Raw genomic sequence first — 21,624 nt, forward strand, 5'->3', positions numbered from 1 at the left:
GTTCGCTCAACCCGCCATCGTGTGCATGGGATGAACATGCATGACCGTCCGCACCACCATCATCACACCCAGCACCAGAATCATGACCGCCGCCGCACGCATCGCATGTAAGCGCATGGCCGATGTCATACGACGAAAGAGCGATGGGACCAGCATCATGGCAGGAATCGTCCCCAACCCGAACAGCACCATCATAATCGCCGCCAAAGCCGCATGACCGGCCGCCAGCGACAATGACAGGGCCGCATATACCAGCCCGCAAGGCAGCAAACCGTTGGCAAGACCGAGCAGATACCAGCCGCCGGCACCGGCGCTGCCCGCCACATGCTGGGCCAGCCTGACAAGCCCCAGATGGCGGGCAACCCATCCGCTCAATCGTCGCAACGGATCCGGCAGCCAGCCTCCCAGATTCAGGGCAAATACAATCATCAGAGAACCCGCCAGAATGGCGAGCAGGCGCTGCACCATATCGCCACCGAAGGTGTGCAGTGCGGCACCGGCGACACCGGCCACAAGCCCCAGCAGGGCATACGTGGTCACCCGCCCCAACTGATACAGCAGCAGCCCCGACCACCATACCCGATCGCGACTCAGGCTTACAGCACTGACCAGACCACCGCACATACCGACGCAATGCAGGCTGCCCATAAACCCCATCGGCAGCATCAGCATCACCGCAGACAAAAGAGACTCTGTCATCAGCGTTCTTCCGGAGGCTGTTTCGTGCTGCCATTCATATCATCATCATCGAGAATCCGGTGCGCCGGCCCTTCCATATCCTCATATTGCCCGTTCCTGACTGCCCAGAAAAATACCAGAACACTCACCAGCCCCAATAAAATCATACCCGGAATCAAACCATAGATCACACTCATTACTTTCCCCCGGGAACAGACTGATTCATACGGCGCACTCCTTGCCGGATTTGGCGGGCGTTGCCGCCACCAGGTTTACAGCACAATGCAACGCCCTGGTTGCTGTCATGGTAGTATGAACGGATGTGCCCGACAATATATCAACAGAATCTAATATCTTCATTGACGCAATCCCTCCCCCCTTCTAAAATGGATCTCGCACACATCTTAAGGAGGTTTCCCTATGATGAAACAATCCACCATCGCCATGGCTGTTGCAGCCGTACTGCTCGCCGGCTTCAGCGCAGCGGATGAGGCGACGGCAGGGCCCGAGAGTAAATGTCAGGCCTGCCACACCTTTGACAAGGGCGGTAAACATAAAACAGGCCCCAACCTTTTTGGCATTGTCGGGGCAAAGGCCGGCAGTACCGATTTCGGCAAATACAGTGATGCATTGAAAAATGGCAACTGGAGCTGGAACGATGAAAACCTGAAAGCGTGGGTATGTGACTCCAACAGCGCCATTAAATCACTGACCGGCGATGAACATGCCCGCACAAAGATGGGCAAACAGAACAAATGCGGTGATGATGGTGATGCCATTGTCGCCTATCTGAACACACTGAAATAACCCCCGGAGCAGAGCCGGACAGAGCCACCGGCCTTCTCCACCCGGGCTCCGGTGTTCCGACGCCGGGGCCTTTTTATTGCCGCTGCATATGACGCCTGATCAGCACCGCATTGCCAATCACCAGCAACGAACTCACCGGCATGGCAAGCGCTGCAAACACCGGTGTCACCATCGCAGCCATCGCAGCTGGTACCAGCATCAGATTATACAGCAGTGAAAGAGCCAGGTTCTGCCGCACCGTCTTCAGAGTTTGCCGGCCAAGTGCAATCGCCCAGGGAACCTTTTGCAGGTCGCTCCCCATCAGCACGATATCCGAACACTCCATCGAAACATCCGTCCCGTTCCCCATGGCCATACTGATATCGGCAAGCGCCAGTGCCGGCGCATCATTGACACCGTCACCCGCCATCAGCACATGCTCGCCCTGTTGCTGTAAGGCTGCCACCTTGCGTGCCTTCTCCTCCGGCAATACCCCGGCAACCACCTCCATACGGACATCTTCTGGGCCCATCAGCGCCTGCTTCAGATGATTTGCCGCCGCCACTGAATCACCGGTCAGCAACGTCATACCGACTCCCCGCTGCGCAAGCGTGCGGATCAGCTCCACCGCCCCCTCACGCAGACGATCCTCAACACGCAGCAATCCCAGCAGCTGCTCTCCCTGCGCAACAAACACCGCAGCAGCCATGGTCGATTCAATCGCCTCTGCTGCCGCACGCATCGATGCATCGATCATCACCCCCTGACGCTCCATCAGGCGCAGATTACCGACCCATATCTGCCCCTCACCGCCGGCAGGCATGCCACCAACCCCAAGTCCGGGCAGCAGCACCGGTTGATGACAGACAGGAAAGGCAAGCCCCTCCGCCTCAACTGTTGCACAAATCGCCAGCGCCAGCGGGTGGGAAAAATGGCGCTCTACTGCCGCTGCTGCTTGCAGCACCGTTTCTCTGCCCGCCTCGCCCCTCACCTCGGTCACACGCATGCGCCCTTCTGTCAGGGTTCCTGTTTTATCCAGCACGACATGGGTCACTGCAGAGAGCCTTTCCAGCGCCTCACCATTGCGTACAAGCACCCCGTTTTTTGCAGCCACACCGGTACTGACAGCAATCGCCATCGGTGTGGCCAGGCCAAGCGCACAGGGACAGGTAATGATCAGAACCGCTGTTGCCGCCAGCAACGCCTTGCCGCTGTCCTCACCCCACCAATATAGAAATGTCGCTGCCGCCAATAGCAGAGTGGCCGTGACAAACCATGGTACGATACGATCGGCCAACTGCTGTACCCTGGCTTTTGTCCCTTGCGCCGACTCCACCAGGTGAATAATTCTGGCCAGTACCGTATCCGCACCGGCCTGCTCCACCCGCATCACCAGCGCCCCCTCACCATTCACGGTACCTGCAGCCAGACGGCAGCCGGCATACTTGTGCACAGGGCGTGACTCACCGGTCAGCATCGCCTCGTCAATATGTGATGAGCCCTCCTCTACCACCCCGTCTGCAGCAATTTTATCGCCGGGCCTGATACGCAGCAGATCACCCGCAACCAGTTTACGGACTGCAACCCGCTCTTCACCATCCTCCGTTAAACGGGTTGCCAGACGAGGCTGAAGCTCCAGCAAACGTAACGTTGCCGACGATGCGTTGCGGCGCGCTATCGCCTCCAGGTAGCGGCCAATCAGAATCACAAACAGGAATGAAACGACCGTATCAAAATAGACATGCTCCCCCTGCTGCAGCGTCTGCAACAGCGAGTAGCCATACGTCGTCACCGCACCAATGGCGACCGGCAGGTCCATCCCCGGTCGCAACCGCACAAGCCCGCGCCAGCCGGCCAGCAGGATAGGCCCGCCCGAATAGAGCAATACCGGTGTCGCAATCGCACAGCTGACCCAATGAAAGAAATCACGATATTCGCTGCTGATACCTGAAAAGGCGCCGGCATACAGTGCAATGGATATCCACATGATGTTCATCGCACCGAAGCCGGCAAAGCCAAGGCGGAACAACAGCTTCCGGTTTTGCTCTTTCAGAACACCCTCAACCGACTCCAGGTTGAAAGGAATCGCCGCATACCCCAGCGCCGCAAGCCGCCGCATGATATCGGAAATCAACAGCTTCTCGCTGTGCCAGCGGACAAACAGGCGATGGTGGACCAGATTCACCTCGGCCAGCATCACCCCGTCCATACCGGCCAGTGCTTTTTCGATTAACCAGGTACAGGCGGGGCAATGAATCCCCTCCACCATGAGGTTTGCCTGGCAGCTGCCATCGGCAAGTCGGGTGATAAAATCCTGCTGCACCTCATCAAGCTCATACTGATCGATATCAGCAGGCAGATCCGGAGGCGGAGCCATGGCGGCCTCCTGCTTCTGCACCCTGCTGTAAAAGCCCTCAAGGCCGGCCTCATGAATCACCCGGCATACCTCAAGGCAGCCACTGCAGCAGAACAGCTGCATCTCACCGGCCACCTCACCGCTGCAGGCTGAAGCCCCTGTCGCCGTAAGTCCGCAGTGAAAACAGCTATTCCGGGAGTGGCTCAGATCAGGCACTCACTTTTCAACAAACAAGCGTGCGGCCGTATCAAAGTGCTGTCCGTCCAGATCAATGCGGGCAAGCAAATCCCAATGCCCCGGCAGAGGAAAGGCCACAGGTGCGCTAAAGGTACCGGCATCGGACAGTGACAACTCGGTACGAAAATCATTGGCTGCATCACTCGGACGATACGCTGTCAGCACCACCTTGCCGGCGCGGACCGGCTGCCCCTGATGGTCCATCACATAGAGACGACAGGGCACCGGGTCATGTGCCCGAATTTTATCGGGTAACATCAGTTGCAAACGCCATGCGGAAGCGGCCGACTTCTGCTCAACCAGCTGATCGTGGAAGTAGCTTTTGCCCTTTTCATAATAATCATTCACCACCAGGTTCGGCGGGGAGATAAATGCATAGGCTATGAAACCGGCATTCACGGCCACCGTCACAGCAATCACGGCAAGAATGCCTCGCAACCACGGGTTCTTGAGATCCTGCTTTACCTGTACACTCAACATTTGCCTCTCCTCTTCACTCAGTGAAGCATTGATTCATTCAGCAACTCGTACCTGACCAGGCCACCACCCAAGCCAGTGCATCAGCACCTGTGCAGCTATCTGCCACCCGGGGCCATAAACACAGACTCATACTCCATGCGGATATGCGGAGATTCAACACTTTCCAGAACAAAATTGACCGTGACTTTTTTTGCCGTCAACGCACCCGGGTGTGCTACCAGAAACAGGTGAGCAGGGATCATTTTACCAGGCTCAAGCACGATCTCCTGACCACCGTCGACAATGGCAAGACCCGTTGCTCCGCTGAGAGACACCTGCATATGCAACGTCGCCGGTGTTTTATTCAATGCCTTGACGGTGTATCTGTTTTGAATATCGCCATTGCTCATCTGGATATACAACGGTTGCCTTTCATGCACAATCGACAGTTCAATCGGTGGAATATGAGTCATCCCGTAGACGATGCCGCTTACAGCCAATAAAAAGATCGTACAATAGGTGATGACACGCGGACGCCTGAATAATGGAGGCAACACCTCTCCGGCCATCTCTTTTCTGGATGCATAGCGAATCAGGCCACGGGGCCTGTCCAGCTTGTCCATCACGCTGTTACATGCGTCAATACACATACCACAGGTAATACAGCCCTCCTGCATCCCCTCGCGAATATCGACACCTGTCGGGCAGACACCGACACACAGCCGGCAATCGATACAATCCCCGTTCCCTTTATCCTTTGCCTTGCCACGTGGCTCGCCACGCATCTCATCATAGGTCGGCAACACGGTATCCTTGTCGACCATCACACTCTGAATACGGGCATAGGGGCAGAGCCAGAAACAGACCTGTTCGCGCATAAATCCGGCAAACACATAGGTACCGAACACAAACGCCGCCAGTACCACCCATGCAACGGGTGGCGCATCCAGCGTCAGATATCGCTGCCAGAGCTCGAATGCATCGGTAAAATAGGCTGCAAACGTAATACCGGTAATCACTGCCATCAGTAACCAGATCGCATGTTTAAGCAACTTCAGGCGCAATTTTCTGGCACTCCATGGCGCCTCATCCAGCTTTCGGCGCTGCACCGGATTTCCTTCGATTTTGTCTTCAATCCAGGTAAACCAGTCCGTCCATACCGTTTGGAAACAGAAGTAGCCACACCAGACACGGCCGGCCACGGCAGTCACACCGAACAGGGTCATGGCCAGTAAAATCAGGACCAGCGACAACATCCAGATATCCTGCGGCCACAAGGTTATGGAAAACAGATGAAACTGCCGTTCGGGTATATTGAACAAAATTGCCTGATGGCCATCCCAACGCATATAGGGCGTAAGAAGATATAACACCCACAACACGGAAGCATACCATTTATAGCTGCGAAAACGGCCCGGCATTCGCTTTGCATGGATGGTTTCGCCACCGGTATTCACATGCCAGTGAACGGCATCCTTATACATCTGTTCTACGGGTTCCTGCTCGCGTTCTGACATTTTTAAACTCCTGAGCATACTGGGCATGCGAGACATTATATATCAATACAATAATTTAATCTCCGGAAAAGGCAGATTCCGCCGCTTTGCCACACCTGCTCTGCACATACGAAAAGGGGAGGCCAAAACCTCCCCTCCCCCTGTTTAACCGCACGAATTAAACATCATCCTTGCTGCCGATAATTTTGAAGAAACGGTAGCCCAGATAGCCGATGACCAGAATCGTCCCGGCCAGAGAGATAATCACACTAATGACGACTGCATCCATTTCCGACTCCTACTTCCCGCCACCGAACTCATGCACCTTGACGGCCAGCATCTTGATAGCCTCAGGCGACAATTTGCCTCCGAAAGCAGGCATGATCGCAATGCGGGTATTGGCAACACCCTCCTGATTCACGCCATAGCGGATCGTACGCAAAACCTCATCACGACTGCCACCAAAGCGCCAGATACCATCCGTCAGGTTGGAGGCGCCGCTGCCCAGTTCATTGATGGCACCACCAGCCGCATTCTCTCCATGGCAACCAGCACAACCGGTATCATTGAAAAGAGCCAGCCCTTCCGGGGTCCCCTTTCCTTCTGCCGAGGCAATGACGAAATCAGCCAGCTTTTCGATATCTGCCTCATCCACCATACCCTCATGCGCCGGCATATCACCACGACGCCCGTCCGTGATGGATTCGATAATCGTGTTGATATCACCGCCGTAAAGCCAGTCGTCGTCAGCAAGACTCGGGAACAGCCCCGGAGCCCCCTCACCGCCGGCACCATGACAGGCAGCACAGTTATCGCCGAAAATGGCCTTGGCCGATGACTCGGCAAAGCTGCGCAGCCCTGCATCGGCCAGCAACGCCTGCCCATCCATCGCCGCAACCTTCTGCAGATAGGGGGCCTTCACCTTGTCATTCTCGGCAACCGCCTCCTTAAGCTCCTTGATCTGGGTCCAGCCAAGAATGCCTTTGGTTGCCTCGTGGACGAGCGGGATCGATGGATAAAGAATGAAATAGACCACACACCAGATCCAGCTGGCATGAAACGTAATCATCCACCAGCGCGGCGGGGGATTGGTCAACTCACGGATTCCATCCCACTCATGGCCCGTATCCGGGGCATGTTGCGGCTTATTTTGTTTGGCCATGTCCAACCTCCCTCTTCATATCCTCATCATGGTTATCGTTTACAAAATCACGGTACTGTTCAAACCGGTCCCGATTTCCCGGCCTGAAGATCCATACGTAGAGAGCAAACATCAGCACAGAAAGCACCAGCACAATGACCAGTCCGACCCAGTCGGCCCGGGTCATTGCCTGCCAGTCGGTAAAGAAATATTCGCGCAAACTATTCACGATAATCCTTCCCTTCCTCGAACTTCACCATCGTACCAAGCACCTGCAGATAGGCGACGATGGCATCCATCTCGGTCTTGCCTGTAACAGCATCGGCAGCACCGGCAATATCAGCGTCAGTATAGGGGACGCCGACCATCCTCAGCGCCTTCATTTTCTTGCCCGTCAGCGATGCGTCGATCTGGTGATCTTCGAAAAACGCATAATCCGGCATCACCGACTCAGGTACGAGCGAACGAGGAGCCCGCAGATGTTGAATCTGCCATGCATCGGAATACTTGCCGCCCACCCGGGCCAGGTCCGGACCGGTACGTTTGGAGCCCCACTGGAACGGATGGTCATACTTGGACTCCGCCGCCAGAGAGTAGTGTCCATAACGCTCTTTCTCATCACGGAACGGACGAATCATCTGCGAGTGGCAGAGATAGCACCCCTCACGGATATAAACATCACGCCCCTCCAGCTCAAGCGCTGTATAGGGGCGGATGCTGTCCTCATCCTTCGTCAGCTTCTCGATGGTGTTGTCGAGATAGAACAACGGTACGATCTCCACAATACCACCGATGGAAACCACGATGGCGATCATGATCAGAAAGCCCCAGACGTTTTTTTCGAGTTTTTCCTGGAATGACATGAGAGCCCCCTAGACCCGAACTGCGGCAGGCTTTGGCTGATCCGCAGTGCGAATAGTCATGATAACGTTGTAGAGCATGATCAGGGCACCAAACAGCACCAGCAGACCACCCACGGATCGCAATACATAGTAAGGATGCATCGCCACAACGGTTTCAGCGAAGGTATAAGCCAGGTTGCCGTAGTCATCGGTCGCACGCCACATCAACCCCTGCATGATGCCGGAGACCCACATCGCACAGACATAGATCACCGTACCGATGGTATGAATCCAGAAGTGAGTATTTACCAGGCTGACCGAGTAAATTTCACGCCCCCACAGGCGCGTCACCAGATGGTATATCGCACCCACGGAAACCATCACCACCCAGCCCAGCGCACCGGAGTGCACATGGCCGATGGTCCAGTCTGTATAGTGAGAGAGTGCATTCACCGTCTTCAGTGACATCACCGGCCCCTCGAAGGTGGACATGGCATAAAACGCCAGCGACACAACGAGGAAGCGCAAGACGTAGTCATCACGCAATTTGTGCCATGCTCCCGAAAGCGTCATCAGGCCGTTTACGGCACCACCCCATGACGGAACGATCATGGCCAGCGAAACCGCTGCACCCAGAGAACCGGCCCAGTCGGGCAGCGCGGTATACTGCAGGTGATGCGCGCCCAGCCAGACGTAGCCGAACATCAGCGCCCAGAAGTGCAGCACGGAGAGCCGGTAGGAGAAAATCGGCAGGTCCGCCTGTTTGGGAATAAAGTAATACATAATACCGAGGAAGCCGGCGGTCAGGAAGAAGCCCACCGCATTGTGGCCCCACCACCACTGAATCATCGCATCATGTACACCCGAGAACAGTGAGTAGGACTTGGTCATGGTGACCGGAATAGCCAGCGAGTTGACCACATGCAGATAGGTAATCATCACCATCATGCCGAGGAAGAACCAGTTGGCCACATAAATGTGCGAGGTCTTCCGGTTCACGATCGTCATAATGAAGTTAAACATGTAGGAGAGCCAGACGACGGCGATAAGAATATCAATCGGCCACTCAAGCTCCGCATACTCCTTTCCCTGAGTCCAGCCCATCGGGAACGAAATCACCGCTGACACAATAATCAGGTTCCAGCCCCAGAAGGTGAACCATGCCATCCGGTTACTCCAGAGAGGCACAGCACAGGTTCGCTGAACCACATAGAAGGCCGTCGCCATCAGCGTACAACCACCAAAAGCAAAGATCACTGCATTGGTATGCAACGGGCGCAGACGCCCGAAGGTAAGATATTCATTCAGATTGAGCGTCGGGAACGATAATTGCCATGCAATAATATCGCCCACCAGTGCTCCGACGACCAGATAAACCACCGCGCAAAGCGCAAATGCCTTTACAATCGTCAGGTTATAACCCGGATTTTCTGTGGGATGTCCTGCCACTTTCTCCACCTCCTGATGTCAAAAAGTATATTTGTGATTCTAGTTTTAAAAATCACCTTGTACACCCCCTTTATTACGACTGACCACCTTGCAAATCAGCCGCAAATGTGCTAACAGAATCCTCCTTTCAGACCCGATTTTTGCGCCCGCGAACAGTTCCGTTTACCATACGCGGCGATACGGTTAACCGACAGGAGATTTAGCATGCGTCACGACTGGAGCGTCGAAGAGATAGAGGCACTGTTTGCACTGCCATTTAATGACCTGATGTTTCGGGCTCAGCAGGCACACCGCGCCCACTTTGATGCCAATGAGGTACAGCTCTCCACCCTCCTCTCCATCAAAACAGGCGGTTGTCCGGAAGACTGTAAATATTGCCCGCAATCATCGCGCTACAACACCGATGTCGAATCCGAGCTGCTGATGAAGAAAGAGCAGGTCGTCGCCGCTGCCAAAGCAGCAAAAGAGAAAGGCGCATCCCGCTTTTGCATCGGCGCTGCATGGCGCGAACCGAAAGGACGTGCATTTGAACTTGTTTGCGACATGATCAGTGAAATCAAGTCCATGGATATGGAGGCCTGCGCCACTCTCGGCATGCTGTCTGCCGAACAGGCGGCCCGACTGAAAGAAGCCGGACTGGATTATTACAACCACAACCTCGACTCCGCGCCGGAGTATTATAAAGAGATCATCTCCACCCGCACCTACGAGGAGCGACTCGACACCCTCAAACATGTGCGTGCCGAAGGCATGAGCATCTGTTGCGGCGGCATTGTCGGCATGGGTGAAAGCCGCCGCCACAGAGCCGGCCTCGTCGCCCAGCTGGCACGCATGAGCCCGCACCCGGAGTCTGTACCGATCAACATGCTGGTGAAGGTGGAAGGCACCCCCGTTGCTGAAGACGAGCAGTTTGCCGGCACACTCGATAACTTCGAGTTCATTCGCACCATTGCTGTTGCACGCATCACCATGCCAGCCAGCCATGTACGCCTCTCTGCCGGCCGCGAAACCATGAGCGAAGAGATGCAGGCCCTCTGCTTCCTCGCCGGTGCCAACTCGATTTTTTACGGCGAAAAACTGCTCACCACCGGCAACCAGGATGCAGAACATGACCAGCAGCTGTTTGCCCGCCTGGGCATCCGCCCGATGGAGAAGCCCACCCCGTCCTCACGTCGCATGGCCAACGCCTGACAGCGACCGACAACAGCAAGAGCCCCGTCTAATGCCGGGAGGTGCCGAGACGCTCTGCACCTCCCGGCGACAACGGACAAACATTACGGGGAATCGTTATCCCGGCTCCGCCCCGTAACCAAGCAACTCAACAGCACATCCGGCCGGGACAAACGGAGCAACAGCCTGACGGGTCGGCAACAGCCAGCGCTCATCAGCCCTGGTGGCGGCATTTAAAATCAGGCGCACAGGCTGCCGCCCCATCGCCTTTAATGCTTCCAGTGTCAGCAACGTATGATTAATAGCGCCCAGCCTGCAACCGACCACCAGCCAGAGCTCGCAGTCACCCATGGTAGCAATCCAGTCACGGACCAGCCAGCGCCCGGTGAGCGGCACCATCAACCCGCCGACCCCTTCAATGAGACACACCTCTGCATCCTGCCGGCGCTCTGCACACCACTGCAAAAGCGCATCCGGGTCGATCTCCACCCCTTCATCCGCCGCCGCCTGCGAAGGAGCCGCCGGAAGAGCAAAGCGGTAGAAACTGATATCATCCGGATTACTTATCCGCTGTGCATCCAGCAACGCCTGCACATCCTCGTTACCACCCGCCTCATCCAGACCACATACAACCGGCTTGAGGGCCAGGGCAGAGACACCATCGGCAAGCAGCTGACGAATCGCTGCAGCTGTCACCCACGTCTTGCCGGCACCGGTATCTGTTGCCGTAATAAAAATGCAGCGACTCACTGACCAGCCAGCTGAATCGGAATCACGTGCTCACCATGCTCATAGCCGCCCTCTTTATACCAGGCCTGTCCGTAAAGGGCTTCAAACGTGGCCCGCAAGCGACCGTCCTCCATTTTAAAACGATCCGGATAGCGCTGCTCAAGCTCCCGGATCAGTGCCCTGCCATAGAGCCCTGCCCGGCGACCACGAATCGCAGCCGCCGAGGCCCCCAACCCTTTCAGCTCACGCACCAGCGCCATCACATCGGGGTAGGTCAGGGTAAACAGATCACTGTCGGTGACCGGCAGCTCAACCGGCAACTTCATCAGGGCATCGCCCAGACTCATGACATCAGGAAACGGCAACACATGGCCGGCCCGTTCAGACTCGATCGATGCCAGTGTCTGACGCAGCTCGGAGAGAGTACGGCGACCGAAGGTGGAGAAGAGCATCAGCCCGCCGGGTGCCAGCACGCGCCGCATTTCCGCCAGCATCAGCTGCGGATCCCCCACCCATTGCATGGCAAGGTTGGAGCAGACCAGATCAAAGCTGCCTGATTTAAAGGGCAACACAGCCGCATCACCGCCAACATGATGGTGCCGCCCGTGCCAGGGCATACGACGTGCATGATTGGCCCGGGTCTGTTGCAGCATCGCAGCGGACAAATCAAATGCAACAATCGCGGCTTTTTTATAACGCCCTCGCAACAGACGGGTGAAATAGCCGGTGCCACAGCCAATATCGAGAATCCGTTTTGGCTCAATTTTAATGAAATCGAGATGCGCCAGCAGCCTGTCACCAATCTCCCGCTGCAACACCGCATGCACATCATAGGTGCTGCTGGCAGAGGAGAACGAACGCCCTACCTGACGTATATGAATATGGGTCCGATTCATGATTGCTGCCACCATCGTTTCAAAAGTGTGTTAAATTCATCTGCCCTGGTCAAAAACGGGGCATGCCCGCAAGCCCCGGGAAAAAACAGATCGTTACTATGCATCTGCCCTGCCAGCCAGCGCCCAGCCGTCACCGGCACGATGGCATCCTGCTCTCCATGCACCAGCAGCGCAGGTTGCTGCGGCAGCGACTGGCGCAAATCAAGCGCCGCCAGCAGCTTCATCCCTTCGGCAAGCCCCGCCGCCGAAGTACGCTGCTCCCGATCCACCGCCATGCGGGCAAGCTCGTTGTAGTCAGCGCGCGACCACCCGTCCCCATGCAACATCAGGGCGAAAAAACGATTCAGCGTCTTTAAAGAGGCTGAAGCCGCTGCTTCGGCAAAGGCGGAAAACACAGCCTCGTCACAGCCGTACAACCAGCCATCACCCACCCGAAAACGGGGCGTGGTTGCAATCAAAGCCATGCTTGCCACCTTATCAGGAAACCTTTCCGCCAGCGCCATTGCCAGCATGCCGCCAAGTGACCAGCCAACCAGCGTACAGGCTTCGTCAGGAAGCTGTTCCGCCAGCACATCCACCCATGCTTCCGCATCCACATCCGGAGCACCGCCATGCCCCGGAAGATTCAAAAACAGGCCATCAGGAAAGCAGGCGCGCTGCTGAAACCAGACCTGACGCGATTGCGCCCAGCCGTGCAGAAAAACCAGTCGCCGCTCAGCCATCGCCATGCTCCATAGCGGATTTCAAGGCGGCAATCAGGCCATCGATCTGCTCATCGGTATGCGCCGCACTGAGGGTAATGCGCAGCCGGGATGTCCCCTCCGGCACGGTTGGCGGGCGAATCGCCGGCACAAAAAAACCAGCTTCCGCAAGCCGGGCAGACATAGCCAGAGCCGCAGCATCCTCTCCGATCAGCAGCGGCTGAATCGCTGTTTCCGAAGGCATGAAGCCCAGTCCGCCGATACCGGCACGAAACCTGGCCAGCTGCCGATGCAACTGCTGCACCTGCTCGCCGCGCTCAATCAGGGCCAACGCCGTTTCCGCAGCAGCAATCACGGCAACAGGCAGCGCTGTGGAATAGATCATCGTCCGCTGTCGCTGCCGCAAGCCATCAATCAGCTCTGCAGGCCCAAGAATAAAAGCCCCGTAGCCACCAAATGCCTTGCCGAATGTCCCCACCTCGATAAGCCGGGGATGACCGGCCACACCATGCAGGGCGGTTAACCCGCGCCCGTCACGCCCCAGCGTACCGGTACCGTGGGCATCATCGACCACCAGCAGGGTGTCATGCGCCTCGGCCAGCGCCAGCAGCGCGGGGATATTGGCGCAATCGCCATCCATGCTGAACACGCCATCAGAAACAATCATGCGCCGCTCAGCAGGATGGCGGACAAGCAACCCGGCAAGCTGCGCCATATCAAGATGATGAAAACGATGAAGGGATGCACCGGAGAGGCGCGCGCCATCCACCAGCGAGGCATGGTTCAGGCGATCGGCAAAGATATGGTCGTGGCGCCCGGCCAAAGCCTGCAACAAACCGATATTGGCAAGCATACCGGAGCCGACAAGCAGACAACTCTCAAAGCCTTTCCACCTTGCCAGCTTTGCTTCCAGCCGGTGCATCAGCGGATCGTCACCAGAGACAAGCCTGGAGGCACCGCTGCCAACCGCCTCCCCCAGAGCACCGCGCGCTCCCATACAAACCGCTTCATGCGTACTCAGGCCGAGGTAATCATTACCGGCAAAATTAATCAGCCTGCGTCCGTCCTCAAGACAAAGCTCAATACCTTCACGCCGGCAGGCCGGGAAACGGCGTCGACGATATTCAGGGAGTGGTTCAAACCAATTGCGTGCATCCGGCATGACGGGCATGCTGGTCGGCATGTCAGGGCTGTCAACCAACGTCGCTGTAATAGTTAACGGAATACGCCGACTGCTATTTCCGCCCGCCTGCCTGTTTTGCCATACCGACCTTGAACAGAGAGACGGCTGCTGCCCGGCATGCCTGGACCACATCCACATCTGGCCTGTTCACACATGTCAGCACTGCGGCATCATTCTGCCGGCCGGGATCACACCGGGCCCATGCGGGCGCTGCATGCAAAAGCCTCCCGTCCAGCAACAGACCATCAGCCTGTATCAGTATCAGGACACCGTTCGCGATGCCATCCTTGGCTGGAAACTGCAAGGCAATGAAGCCGCCGTTCGCTGGTTGCTACAGACTGCATCCCCTCGCCTGCAGCAACTGATTGATCGCAATGATCTGTTACTACCGGTTCCGGCCCCGCTTGATCGCATGCGCCAAAGCGGCCAGCACCATGCTGCCAACCTTGCCCGCTGGGTCGCCGGCGAATGCGGTGCGGAAATGGAGTGGCGACTGCTCCGCCGTCAGGGTAGCCAGGCAAGGCAATCCACCCTCTCCGGCAAGGCACGCAGAAAAAACCTGCGCAAGGCATTTACACTTGCCGACCAGCACCGGGAATTGCTGCAAACCGCGCATGCAAAAAGACTCTGGATCATCGATGATATTTTCACTACCGGCTCAACCGTGCATTATGCGGCGCTCGCTGCAGCAAAAACGGGCTTGCCGGTATCAGTACTGACACTGGCCAGAACACGCCACAGAGGATCATCGATATGAGTAAGGTAGAGATATATTCGGGCGACTACTGCCCATACTGTGTGCGCGCCAAGGCGCTGCTTAGCAAAAAAGGGGTCGCCTTCACTGAATATAATGTGCAGCTGCAGACAGAGCTGCGCAGCGAAATGCTCAAACGCTCGGGCGGTGCCCGCACCATCCCGCAGATATTCATTGATGACCGTCATGTCGGCGGCTGCGATGACCTCTACGCCCTTGAGAAAAAAGGCGAACTGGATCGCTGGCTGCAGGGTTCATAACCATCATGACAACCCCGTTAACGCTACTGGAAAACAACAAGGCCTGGGCGGCCAGCTGCCAGCTGAAAGACCCGCTGTTCTTCCAGAAACTGTCAGCCCTGAATTCCCCTGAATTTTTATGGATCGGATGCTGCGACAGTCGCGTACCGGCCAACGAAATCATCGGCCTGGAACCGGGCCGGGTATTCGTTCACCGCAATGTGGCCAATCAGGTATCACACACCGACCTGAACTGCCTGTCAGCGGTACAATATGCCGTCGATGTACTCGGCATCAAACACGTCATCATTACCGGCCATTATGACTGCGGCGGGGTACGCGCAGCCATGACCGGCCAGCACCATGGCATTGTCGACAACTGGATTCGCAGTATTCGCGACACCTACATGCTCAACCACGATGCACTGGAGCCACTGGAGGAGAGCAAACGACTGGATCGCCTGTGTGAACTCAACGTCATGCGACAGGTCGATAACATTTGCCATACCCGCATTATTCAAAATGCATGGGAGCGTGGCCGCGAGCTTTCTGTTCATGGCTGGATCTACCGCCTGAAAGACGGAATCCTGCGCGATCTCGGTGTCACCAAAACATCTCCGCAGGATGTAGCCCCGCTCTATCGCGTCACCGGCAGTGCCGACTCAAGCTGGCCGGCAGTCAGTTGAGGAGATGCTGCTTTCTTTACTTCCACGCCGGAAGCACCGGATCGACCAGCGCTTCTCAGGACATCATTAAAAGTGCCAACTACGCTGGCGGCAACGCCGAAAGCAGACCCGTGATTTTTACCCATGCATGATAATCAAGCTGCTCGGGACGATGACGGGGATCTATGCCGACAGCCTCAAACTGCTCAGCACTGATCTCACCCCTGAAGTTATTCGCGATCGTTTTTCGCCGGTGAGCAAAGCCCTGTCGCACAGCTTTCTGCAACTGCGCATAATCACAGGGTGGAATCCTGTGGTGCGGCAGCAGCACAATCACCGCTGAATGCACCTTTGGCGGGGGAGAGAACGCACCCGGCGGCAAGGTCAGCAGCCGTTTCACCTCGTAGTGATGGCGCGCCAGCACCGACAGACCACCATACACCTTGCTGCCAGGCTCGGCACAAATGCGCTCTGCAACCTCGCGCTGGTACATCAGCACCATACCGCCATCCAGTGGCACGGATGCGAGCATGGCTGTCAGCGGACCACTGAGGTTATAAGGAAGGTTGCCGGCAATCCACTGTGGCGCCGCCTGTTCCACGGCGGCAAACAGCAGCTTCATCACATCGCCATGCATAACCTGCAAACCCGGCCGGGTCACAGCACGCTGTTGCCAGTGAGCGGCAAAGCGGTCATCCATCTCAATGACAGTCAGCTCACCGACCCGCGCAAGCAATGCCTCGGTGATCGCCCCGGGCCCCGGCCCGATCTCTATCACACGACTGCCTTCGGCCACCGCCCCGGCAATGCGCCGGATCGCCTGCTGATCCCTTAGAAAGTGCTGTCCCAGCGCTTTTTTTGCCCGCAATGATTCGCCCGTCTGAAATTCATCCATTCCGGCAAGCTAACGCGCATACTTTTCAGCGAACAGAACAATATTATAGAGATCATCTGCATCGCTGCCGGGATCACACCAGACAGCAAGCCGTGGCCCTGCATGCACAGCCGCGAGCAGGGATGCCCCTCTTCCATCGACAGAGGTCCGCTTTAGTCTGCATATGTAATAAGCGAACACCCCACTTATTACATATGTATACAACGGAAATGAGGTATTGCGATGCACCGATGACACAGTGAACCAGCAACACCATTGACAACACCCCGCCCTGTGCACGACCATGCCGCCGAAATTCGGGGACAGCTTTTCACCCTTAAACAGCATGGAACGCCCTCTTTCCGGGGTGCACCTGTTTTTTGTTCTTGATTAATAGCTGCAGGAACGCTAGAAATCGCGCCCCTTTTAAATTCGACGGAGAAACACAACGTGAAAGCTGACATTCATCCTGAATACCTCGCATCCAAGGTAACTTGTTCATGCGGCAACACATTTGAGACTCGCTCCACCACCGGTGACATCCGAGTGGAAGTGTGTTCATCCTGCCACCCGTTCTACACCGGCAAGCAGAAAGTTATGGATACCGAAGGTCGCGTTGAGCGTTTCTACAAGAAATACGGCAAGCCTGCGAAGGCAGCCTGAGGCTATTGGAGTTATAGATGTACGCTGTAATTAAAACCGGTGGCAAGCAGTATCGTGTACAGAAAGGCGATATGCTGCGTGTCGAAAAACTCAATGCAGAAACTGGCAGCACAATCACCTTTGATGACGTACTGCTCGTAGGTGCAGGCGATGCAATCAAGGCAGGCAAAGATGTTGCCTCCGCACAGGTCACTGCAGTCGTGACTGAAGAAGGCCGCGGTCAGAAGATCGTTGTATTCAAGAAGCGTCGCCGCAAAAACTATCGCCTGACCCAGGGCCACCGCCAGAGCTATACCTCTGTGCGCATCGAAAGCATCAAGGAGTAAACCATGGCACACAAGAAAGCGGGTGGTTCCAGCCGGAACGGACGCGATTCCAACGCCAAGCGTCTTGGCGTAAAGAAATACGGCGGCGAAGCTGTCATTGCTGGCAACATCCTCGTTCGTCAGCGTGGCACCAAGATTCGTGCTGGTGAAAACGTAGGCTGCGGTCGCGACCATACCCTGTTCGCACTGACCGACGGCAAGGTTGAGTACTTCAAGAGCGCCGGTCGCACGACCGTTCGTATTGCCCAGTAAGGCTACTAAAGCCTCAAAGTATTCAGGGGTGCGCTGGTCGCACCCCTTTTTTGTTTGGCAACTTTCACCACGGAAGCAAACAGGGAAAGAGTGAGACCGGACAGCGATGCTATTGAGAACAGCCGCAATGCATGTACCCTACCTCCCCTGTGCTTTGTGGATCAGACTATTTATGGTGTAATGCAGCATGCGTTTTATTGATGAAGTCAGAATAGAAGTCCGCGCCGGCAACGGCGGCAAGGGGTGCTCCTCCTTCCGACGGGAGAAATACATCCCCAAAGGTGGTCCGGATGGCGGCGATGGCGGCCGCGGAGGCCACGTCATTCTCGTGGCCCGCACCAATAAAAACACGCTGCAGGAACTATACCTTCGCAAACGACTGATCGCCAAAAATGGCCAGCAGGGTATGGGCTCCGACTGCCACGGCAAAAATGGTGAAGACATTGTCGTTGAAGTACCGGTCGGCACCATGGTACGCGATGAAACAGGCCATCTTCTGGCCGACCTGTCGGAAGCAGACATGCGCTTTGCACTGGCACGCGGCGGCGCCGGCGGCCTCGGCAATGCCCGTTTCGCCACCAGTACCAATCGTGCCCCGCGCTACTGCCAGCCGGGTGTTGAAGGCGAGCACGGCATCCGTTTTCTTGAACTCAAACTGATGGCCGACGTTGGCCTTGTCGGACTGCCCAATGCAGGAAAATCAACGCTGCTGGCACGCATCTCCAATGCACGCCCGAAAATCGCCGACTATCCATTCACAACCATCAAACCGATGCTGGGCCAGGTCTTCATGGACGATGGCGACGGCTTTGTCGTGGCTGATATTCCCGGCCTGATCGAAGGTGCCCACGAAGGGCGTGGACTCGGCGACCGGTTCCTCCGCCACATCGAACGCACCGCCGTCCTCCTGCACCTGGTCGATGCCGGCTGTGAAGATGGCAAATCAGTTGCCGAGCAGATTGAGGAGATCGAGACAGAACTCAAGGGCTACAGCGGCACACTGTGGAACAAACCACGTCTGCTGGTCCTCAACAAAATCGATGCCCTGCTCGATGACGAGCTGGAAACAGCCATGCAGCAGGCGCATGCAACCGGCCTGGAAGTTGCGGCCATCTCAGCCGTGAGCGGTATCGGCGTGAAGCCGCTGTTGCGGCGCATTTATGAACAGGTGCTGCAGGACCGCCACAATCGCCTGGAAGCAAAGCAGCCGGAGGCACCACAGTCAGGGGAGTCTGACGAGGCATGATCCACAGCAGGTCTGAGCTGGCGCGCACCCGCAGGGTCGTGGTTAAAATCGGCAGCTCATTGCTGGCAGATGCCACATGCGGCATTCGTCACGATGTGGTTGACCGGCTTGTCGATGAAATGGCTGCCATGATTGCCGACGGGACAGAGGTACTGGTTGTCACCTCAGGCTCTGTCGCACTTGGCCGCGTATGCCTGGACTGGGTTGACCGGGAACTGACGGTCCATGAAAAACAGGCTGCAGCGGCAATCGGCCAGCCCCGGCTGATGGACGCCTATGGCAAAGCCTTTGCCCGCCATCATCGCACAGTCGCCCAGATGCTGCTGACCAAGGATGACCTTCGCCACCGACGTCGCTACCTCAATGCCAGCAATACCAGTGAAACACTTTTTGCCGCAGGCGTAGTTCCTGTCGTCAATGAAAATGACACGGTTGTGGTGACCGAAATCAAATTCGGTGACAATGACAGCCTTGGCGCCCTGGTCAGTCTGGTCGTCGATGCTGACCTGCTTGTACTGCTCACCGATGTGGATGGCCTTTACAGCGCCAATCCGGCCACCCACCCCGAGGCGGAGCGTATCGCAATCGTACCCCATCTGGACGAACGCCATGTGGCCATGGCCGGTGATGCAGGCTCCTCGTTCGGCACCGGCGGCATGGCCAGCAAGCTGACTGCCGCAAGAATCGCCACACGCGGTGGCGTGGCAACCGCCATCATCAGCGGCAAGAAACCGGGGGCACTGACCCGATTACTGGCCGGTGAAGATGAGGGAACGCTGTTTCTCTGCGGCACTGATCGCCAGACCCGTCGCAAACACTGGATCTCTGAACTGTTGCGCCCGGCTGGCGAGATCCATATTGATCAGGGTGCGGCAAAAGCCGTATGTGCATCTGGCAGCAGCCTGCTACCGGTCGGCGTCACTGCCGTACATGGCGTCTTCGACAAGGGCGAATGCGTTGAAATCATCGGCCCGGATGGACTGATCGGACGCGGTCTGTGCAACTATACGGCGGAAGAGATGCGCAAGATCATGGGTCGCGCAAGCCATGAAATCGAGGCAATTCTCGGCTACCGGGACTTTACCTCACTGATTCACCGCGACAACCTGGTACTTTCAGGTATCGCTGCGGGCAATACCGAGCCGCTCGCAACCACAGTAAATGGAGGGGAGTAACCAGCGATGGTGGAAACTGATGCAACGAAGATCATGACAGCCCTGGGTAAGCGCGCCAAAGCCGCTGCTGCTGCCATGCGGATGACCAATACCCAGCATAAGGATGCCGCTCTGCGCCTGGCCGCGGCCGTTATTCGCCGCGAAATGACAGAGATTCTGGCCGCCAACGCCATGGACATGAAGGCCGCACAGGCCAATGGCCTGGATGCCGCATTACAGGACCGGCTGCTGCTGACATCCGACCGGGTCGATGCCATGGCCGAAGGGCTGGAGCAGGTTGCAGCCCTGCCCGACCCCGTCGGCGCCATCGATCAGCTCCGCTACCGTCCGTCCGGCATTCAGGTTGGCCATATGCGCGTACCTCTGGGCGTAATCGGCATCATTTATGAATCACGCCCCAACGTGACCGCCGATGCCGCAGCACTTTGCCTGAAATCGGGCAATGCCGCTATTTTGCGTGGCGGCTCTGAAGCCATTCACTCCAACCGCGCCATTGCCGCCTGTCTCCGCCGTGCGCTGGTCGATACCGGCCTCTCTCAGGATGCCATCCAGCTGATCGACTCTACCGATCGAGCCATGGTCGGCGCACTGCTGCAAAGCGATACATTTGTCGATGTTATCATCCCACGCGGCGGCCGCTCCCTGATTGAACGGGTGAGTGCCGAATCACGCGTACCTGTCATCAAACACCTTGATGGCATCTGCCATGTTTATGTCGATGCCGCAGCCGATGCAGCCATGGCACTGAAAATCGCCCTGAATGCAAAAACCCACCGTTATGGCGTCTGCAATGCAATGGAAACCCTGCTGATTCATCGCGATGCCGCAGCAACAAACACGGCTCCGATTGTCCGGGCCATGATTGACAAGGGCGTCGAGATTCGCGGCTGTGAACGCACCCGTGAGCTGTGTGCCGATCTGAATGTCGGCATCGCCACCGATGAGGACTGGGCAACCGAATATCTTGCTCCGATCCTCTCCGTTCGCATTGTCGATGATATCGATGCAGCCATTGCCCACATCGAGGCCTACGGGTCCGGCCACACGGAAAGCATCGTGACCAGTGACTATGAAGCAGGTCAGCGTTTCCTGCGTGAGGTCGATTCCGCATCGGTCATGTGGAATGCAAGCACCCGCTTTGCCGATGGCTTCGAATATGGACTGGGAGCTGAAATCGGCATTTCGACCGACCGCCTGCATGTACGCGGACCGGTCGGACTGGACGGCCTCACCACCCAGAAGTGGATCGTCCTCGGCCACGGTGAAATCAGACAGTAGTGACCTGCCTGACAAGTAAATCCCCCTCT

Annotated in this window: 25 protein-coding genes and 1 pseudogene; 12 read left to right on the forward strand and 14 right to left on the reverse strand. The window is 56.7% G+C overall.

All coding sequences use genetic code 11. The features are described 5' to 3' along the window. Positions 1-6: 6 nt before the first annotated feature. Both FEF65_RS02190 and ccoS read right to left on the reverse strand, forming a co-directional pair. A complete protein-coding gene (locus FEF65_RS02190; RefSeq protein WP_138238159.1) occupies positions 7-699 on the reverse strand; it encodes a sulfite exporter TauE/SafE family protein in 693 nt (230 codons plus the stop codon). After that, positions 699-875: a cbb3-type cytochrome oxidase assembly protein CcoS gene (gene ccoS, locus FEF65_RS02195; RefSeq protein ID WP_138238160.1), complete on the reverse strand. Its 177-nt coding sequence runs from the start codon at positions 873-875 to the stop codon at positions 699-701. Before ccoS ends, FEF65_RS02190 begins: the two co-directional genes overlap by 1 nt. Positions 876-1,098: 223 nt before the next feature. On the opposite strand from ccoS, the gene FEF65_RS02200 reads away from it, so the two are divergent. Further along, the gene (locus FEF65_RS02200; protein WP_238701120.1) at positions 1,099-1,485 is read left to right on the forward strand and encodes a c-type cytochrome; all 387 of its coding nucleotides are present in this window, start codon (positions 1,099-1,101) and stop codon (positions 1,483-1,485) included. A gap of 73 nt (positions 1,486-1,558) precedes the next feature. On the opposite strand, the gene FEF65_RS02205 is transcribed toward FEF65_RS02200, so the two are convergent. The 7 genes from FEF65_RS02205 to ccoN all read right to left on the reverse strand — a co-directional run bounded on the left by FEF65_RS02205 (position 1,559) and on the right by ccoN (position 9,444). Next, complete coding sequence (locus tag FEF65_RS02205) at positions 1,559-4,036, reverse strand: heavy metal translocating P-type ATPase (protein ID WP_138238161.1); 2,478 nt, start codon at positions 4,034-4,036, stop codon at positions 1,559-1,561. Beyond that, positions 4,037-4,537: a FixH family protein gene (locus FEF65_RS02210; protein ID WP_138238162.1), complete on the reverse strand. Its 501-nt coding sequence runs from the start codon at positions 4,535-4,537 to the stop codon at positions 4,037-4,039. Positions 4,538-4,632: 95 nt separating this feature from the next. Further along, complete coding sequence (gene ccoG / locus FEF65_RS02215) at positions 4,633-6,033, reverse strand: cytochrome c oxidase accessory protein CcoG (protein ID WP_138238163.1); 1,401 nt, start codon at positions 6,031-6,033, stop codon at positions 4,633-4,635. 277 nt (positions 6,034-6,310) lie between these two features. Then, positions 6,311-7,174 (reverse strand): cytochrome-c oxidase, cbb3-type subunit III, encoded by an 864-nt coding sequence (ccoP, locus tag FEF65_RS02220; protein ID WP_138238164.1) that lies wholly within the window; start codon positions 7,172-7,174, stop codon positions 6,311-6,313. Next, positions 7,158-7,382 (reverse strand): CcoQ/FixQ family Cbb3-type cytochrome c oxidase assembly chaperone, encoded by a 225-nt coding sequence (locus tag FEF65_RS02225; RefSeq protein WP_138238165.1) that lies wholly within the window; start codon positions 7,380-7,382, stop codon positions 7,158-7,160. Before FEF65_RS02225 ends, ccoP begins: the two co-directional genes overlap by 17 nt. Continuing rightward, positions 7,375-8,016, reverse strand: coding sequence for a cytochrome-c oxidase, cbb3-type subunit II (gene ccoO, locus FEF65_RS02230; RefSeq protein ID WP_138238166.1), 642 nt, complete (start codon positions 8,014-8,016; stop codon positions 7,375-7,377). Before ccoO ends, FEF65_RS02225 begins: the two co-directional genes overlap by 8 nt. 9 nt (positions 8,017-8,025) lie before the next feature. Beyond that, a complete protein-coding gene (gene ccoN / locus FEF65_RS02235) occupies positions 8,026-9,444 on the reverse strand; it encodes a cytochrome-c oxidase, cbb3-type subunit I (protein ID WP_138238167.1) in 1,419 nt (472 codons plus the stop codon). A gap of 204 nt (positions 9,445-9,648) precedes the next feature. Here ccoN and bioB point away from each other — a divergent pair, with 204 nt between their 5' ends. Then, entirely contained in the window at positions 9,649-10,635 is a 987-nt protein-coding gene (gene bioB / locus FEF65_RS02240; RefSeq protein ID WP_138238168.1) for a biotin synthase BioB, read from the forward strand. Positions 10,636-10,731: 96 nt separating this feature from the next. Here the strand turns inward: bioB and bioD are convergent, their stop codons facing one another. From bioD to FEF65_RS02260, 4 genes are read right to left on the reverse strand one after another with little or no spacing between them, the layout of a single operon-like run. Further along, positions 10,732-11,364 carry a dethiobiotin synthase gene (gene bioD / locus FEF65_RS02245; protein WP_138238169.1) on the reverse strand — a complete coding sequence of 211 codons (633 nt, stop codon included), beginning with the start codon at positions 11,362-11,364 and terminating at the stop codon, positions 10,732-10,734. Next, positions 11,361-12,239, reverse strand: coding sequence for a malonyl-ACP O-methyltransferase BioC (bioC, locus tag FEF65_RS02250; RefSeq protein WP_138238170.1), 879 nt, complete (start codon positions 12,237-12,239; stop codon positions 11,361-11,363). The genes bioD and bioC overlap by 4 nt, the downstream gene beginning before the upstream one ends. Beyond that, a complete protein-coding gene (locus FEF65_RS02255; protein WP_138238171.1) occupies positions 12,236-12,961 on the reverse strand; it encodes an alpha/beta fold hydrolase in 726 nt (241 codons plus the stop codon). Before FEF65_RS02255 ends, bioC begins: the two co-directional genes overlap by 4 nt. Further along, positions 12,954-14,102 (reverse strand): aminotransferase class I/II-fold pyridoxal phosphate-dependent enzyme, encoded by a 1,149-nt coding sequence (locus tag FEF65_RS02260; protein WP_138238172.1) that lies wholly within the window; start codon positions 14,100-14,102, stop codon positions 12,954-12,956. The genes FEF65_RS02255 and FEF65_RS02260 overlap by 8 nt, the downstream gene beginning before the upstream one ends. Positions 14,103-14,121: 19 nt before the next feature. Between FEF65_RS02260 and FEF65_RS13575 the strand changes: the two are divergent. From FEF65_RS13575 to can, 4 genes and pseudogenes are all read left to right on the forward strand, one after another. Next, a pseudogene (locus FEF65_RS13575) lies at positions 14,122-14,328 on the forward strand (double zinc ribbon domain-containing protein); the annotation flags it as partial. Positions 14,329-14,337: 9 nt separating this feature from the next. Then, on the forward strand, positions 14,338-14,880 hold the full coding sequence (locus FEF65_RS02265) for a ComF family protein (RefSeq protein WP_238701156.1): 543 nt from the start codon (positions 14,338-14,340) through the stop codon (positions 14,878-14,880). Then, on the forward strand, positions 14,877-15,137 hold the full coding sequence (gene grxC, locus FEF65_RS02270) for a glutaredoxin 3 (RefSeq protein WP_138238174.1): 261 nt from the start codon (positions 14,877-14,879) through the stop codon (positions 15,135-15,137). The genes FEF65_RS02265 and grxC overlap by 4 nt, the downstream gene beginning before the upstream one ends. 5 nt (positions 15,138-15,142) lie before the next feature. Next, positions 15,143-15,802, forward strand: a complete 660-nt coding sequence (can, locus tag FEF65_RS02275) for a carbonate dehydratase (RefSeq protein ID WP_138238175.1) — start codon at positions 15,143-15,145, stop codon at positions 15,800-15,802. 79 nt (positions 15,803-15,881) lie between these two features. Here the strand turns inward: can and rsmA are convergent, their stop codons facing one another. Continuing rightward, positions 15,882-16,676, reverse strand: a complete 795-nt coding sequence (rsmA, locus tag FEF65_RS02280; RefSeq protein WP_138238176.1) for a 16S rRNA (adenine(1518)-N(6)/adenine(1519)-N(6))-dimethyltransferase RsmA — start codon at positions 16,674-16,676, stop codon at positions 15,882-15,884. A gap of 429 nt (positions 16,677-17,105) precedes the next feature. On the opposite strand from rsmA, the gene rpmE reads away from it, so the two are divergent. From rpmE to FEF65_RS02310, 6 genes are all read left to right on the forward strand, one after another. Beyond that, the gene (gene rpmE / locus FEF65_RS02285) at positions 17,106-17,318 is read left to right on the forward strand and encodes a 50S ribosomal protein L31 (RefSeq protein WP_138238177.1); all 213 of its coding nucleotides are present in this window, start codon (positions 17,106-17,108) and stop codon (positions 17,316-17,318) included. A gap of 17 nt (positions 17,319-17,335) precedes the next feature. Further along, complete coding sequence (rplU, locus tag FEF65_RS02290) at positions 17,336-17,644, forward strand: 50S ribosomal protein L21 (RefSeq protein WP_138238178.1); 309 nt, start codon at positions 17,336-17,338, stop codon at positions 17,642-17,644. Between the two features lie 3 nt (positions 17,645-17,647). Further along, positions 17,648-17,896, forward strand: coding sequence for a 50S ribosomal protein L27 (gene rpmA / locus FEF65_RS02295; RefSeq protein WP_138238179.1), 249 nt, complete (start codon positions 17,648-17,650; stop codon positions 17,894-17,896). 187 nt (positions 17,897-18,083) lie between these two features. Continuing rightward, positions 18,084-19,142 carry a GTPase ObgE gene (gene obgE, locus FEF65_RS02300; protein ID WP_138238180.1) on the forward strand — a complete coding sequence of 353 codons (1,059 nt, stop codon included), beginning with the start codon at positions 18,084-18,086 and terminating at the stop codon, positions 19,140-19,142. Beyond that, positions 19,139-20,317, forward strand: a complete 1,179-nt coding sequence (gene proB / locus FEF65_RS02305; protein ID WP_138238181.1) for a glutamate 5-kinase — start codon at positions 19,139-19,141, stop codon at positions 20,315-20,317. The genes obgE and proB overlap by 4 nt, the downstream gene beginning before the upstream one ends. 6 nt (positions 20,318-20,323) lie before the next feature. Further along, positions 20,324-21,595 carry a glutamate-5-semialdehyde dehydrogenase gene (locus FEF65_RS02310; protein WP_138238182.1) on the forward strand — a complete coding sequence of 424 codons (1,272 nt, stop codon included), beginning with the start codon at positions 20,324-20,326 and terminating at the stop codon, positions 21,593-21,595. Positions 21,596-21,624: the final 29 nt, after the last annotated feature.

The sequence above is a fragment of the Mariprofundus erugo genome (assembly GCF_005818865.1).
GTDB classification, from domain to species: domain Bacteria; phylum Pseudomonadota; class Zetaproteobacteria; order Mariprofundales; family Mariprofundaceae; genus Mariprofundus; species Mariprofundus erugo.

Excerpts from the sequence above, each read along its gene's own strand:
- FEF65_RS02190 (WP_138238159.1), bottom strand. The coding sequence starts at position 699 with ATGACAGAGTCTCTTTTGTCTGCGGTGATGCTGATGCTGCCGATGGGG.
- ccoS (WP_138238160.1), bottom strand. The coding sequence starts at position 875 with ATGAGTGTGATCTATGGTTTGATTCCGGGTATGATTTTATTGGGGCTG.
- FEF65_RS02200 (WP_238701120.1), top strand. The coding sequence starts at position 1,099 with ATGATGAAACAATCCACCATCGCCATGGCTGTTGCAGCCGTACTGCTC.
- FEF65_RS02210 (WP_138238162.1), bottom strand. The coding sequence starts at position 4,537 with ATGTTGAGTGTACAGGTAAAGCAGGATCTCAAGAACCCGTGGTTGCGA.
- ccoG (WP_138238163.1), bottom strand. The coding sequence starts at position 6,033 with ATGTCAGAACGCGAGCAGGAACCCGTAGAACAGATGTATAAGGATGCC.
- ccoP (WP_138238164.1), bottom strand. The coding sequence starts at position 7,174 with ATGGCCAAACAAAATAAGCCGCAACATGCCCCGGATACGGGCCATGAG.
- ccoO (WP_138238166.1), bottom strand. The coding sequence starts at position 8,016 with ATGTCATTCCAGGAAAAACTCGAAAAAAACGTCTGGGGCTTTCTGATC.
- bioB (WP_138238168.1), top strand. The coding sequence starts at position 9,649 with ATGCGTCACGACTGGAGCGTCGAAGAGATAGAGGCACTGTTTGCACTG.
- bioC (WP_138238170.1), bottom strand. The coding sequence starts at position 12,239 with ATGAATCGGACCCATATTCATATACGTCAGGTAGGGCGTTCGTTCTCC.
- FEF65_RS02255 (WP_138238171.1), bottom strand. The coding sequence starts at position 12,961 with ATGGCTGAGCGGCGACTGGTTTTTCTGCACGGCTGGGCGCAATCGCGT.
- FEF65_RS02260 (WP_138238172.1), bottom strand. The coding sequence starts at position 14,102 with ATGCCGGATGCACGCAATTGGTTTGAACCACTCCCTGAATATCGTCGA.
- FEF65_RS02265 (WP_238701156.1), top strand. The coding sequence starts at position 14,338 with ATGCAAAAGCCTCCCGTCCAGCAACAGACCATCAGCCTGTATCAGTAT.
- grxC (WP_138238174.1), top strand. The coding sequence starts at position 14,877 with ATGAGTAAGGTAGAGATATATTCGGGCGACTACTGCCCATACTGTGTG.
- can (WP_138238175.1), top strand. The coding sequence starts at position 15,143 with ATGACAACCCCGTTAACGCTACTGGAAAACAACAAGGCCTGGGCGGCC.
- rsmA (WP_138238176.1), bottom strand. The coding sequence starts at position 16,676 with ATGGATGAATTTCAGACGGGCGAATCATTGCGGGCAAAAAAAGCGCTG.
- rplU (WP_138238178.1), top strand. The coding sequence starts at position 17,336 with ATGTACGCTGTAATTAAAACCGGTGGCAAGCAGTATCGTGTACAGAAA.
- rpmA (WP_138238179.1), top strand. The coding sequence starts at position 17,648 with ATGGCACACAAGAAAGCGGGTGGTTCCAGCCGGAACGGACGCGATTCC.
- obgE (WP_138238180.1), top strand. The coding sequence starts at position 18,084 with ATGCGTTTTATTGATGAAGTCAGAATAGAAGTCCGCGCCGGCAACGGC.
- proB (WP_138238181.1), top strand. The coding sequence starts at position 19,139 with ATGATCCACAGCAGGTCTGAGCTGGCGCGCACCCGCAGGGTCGTGGTT.
- FEF65_RS02310 (WP_138238182.1), top strand. The coding sequence starts at position 20,324 with ATGGTGGAAACTGATGCAACGAAGATCATGACAGCCCTGGGTAAGCGC.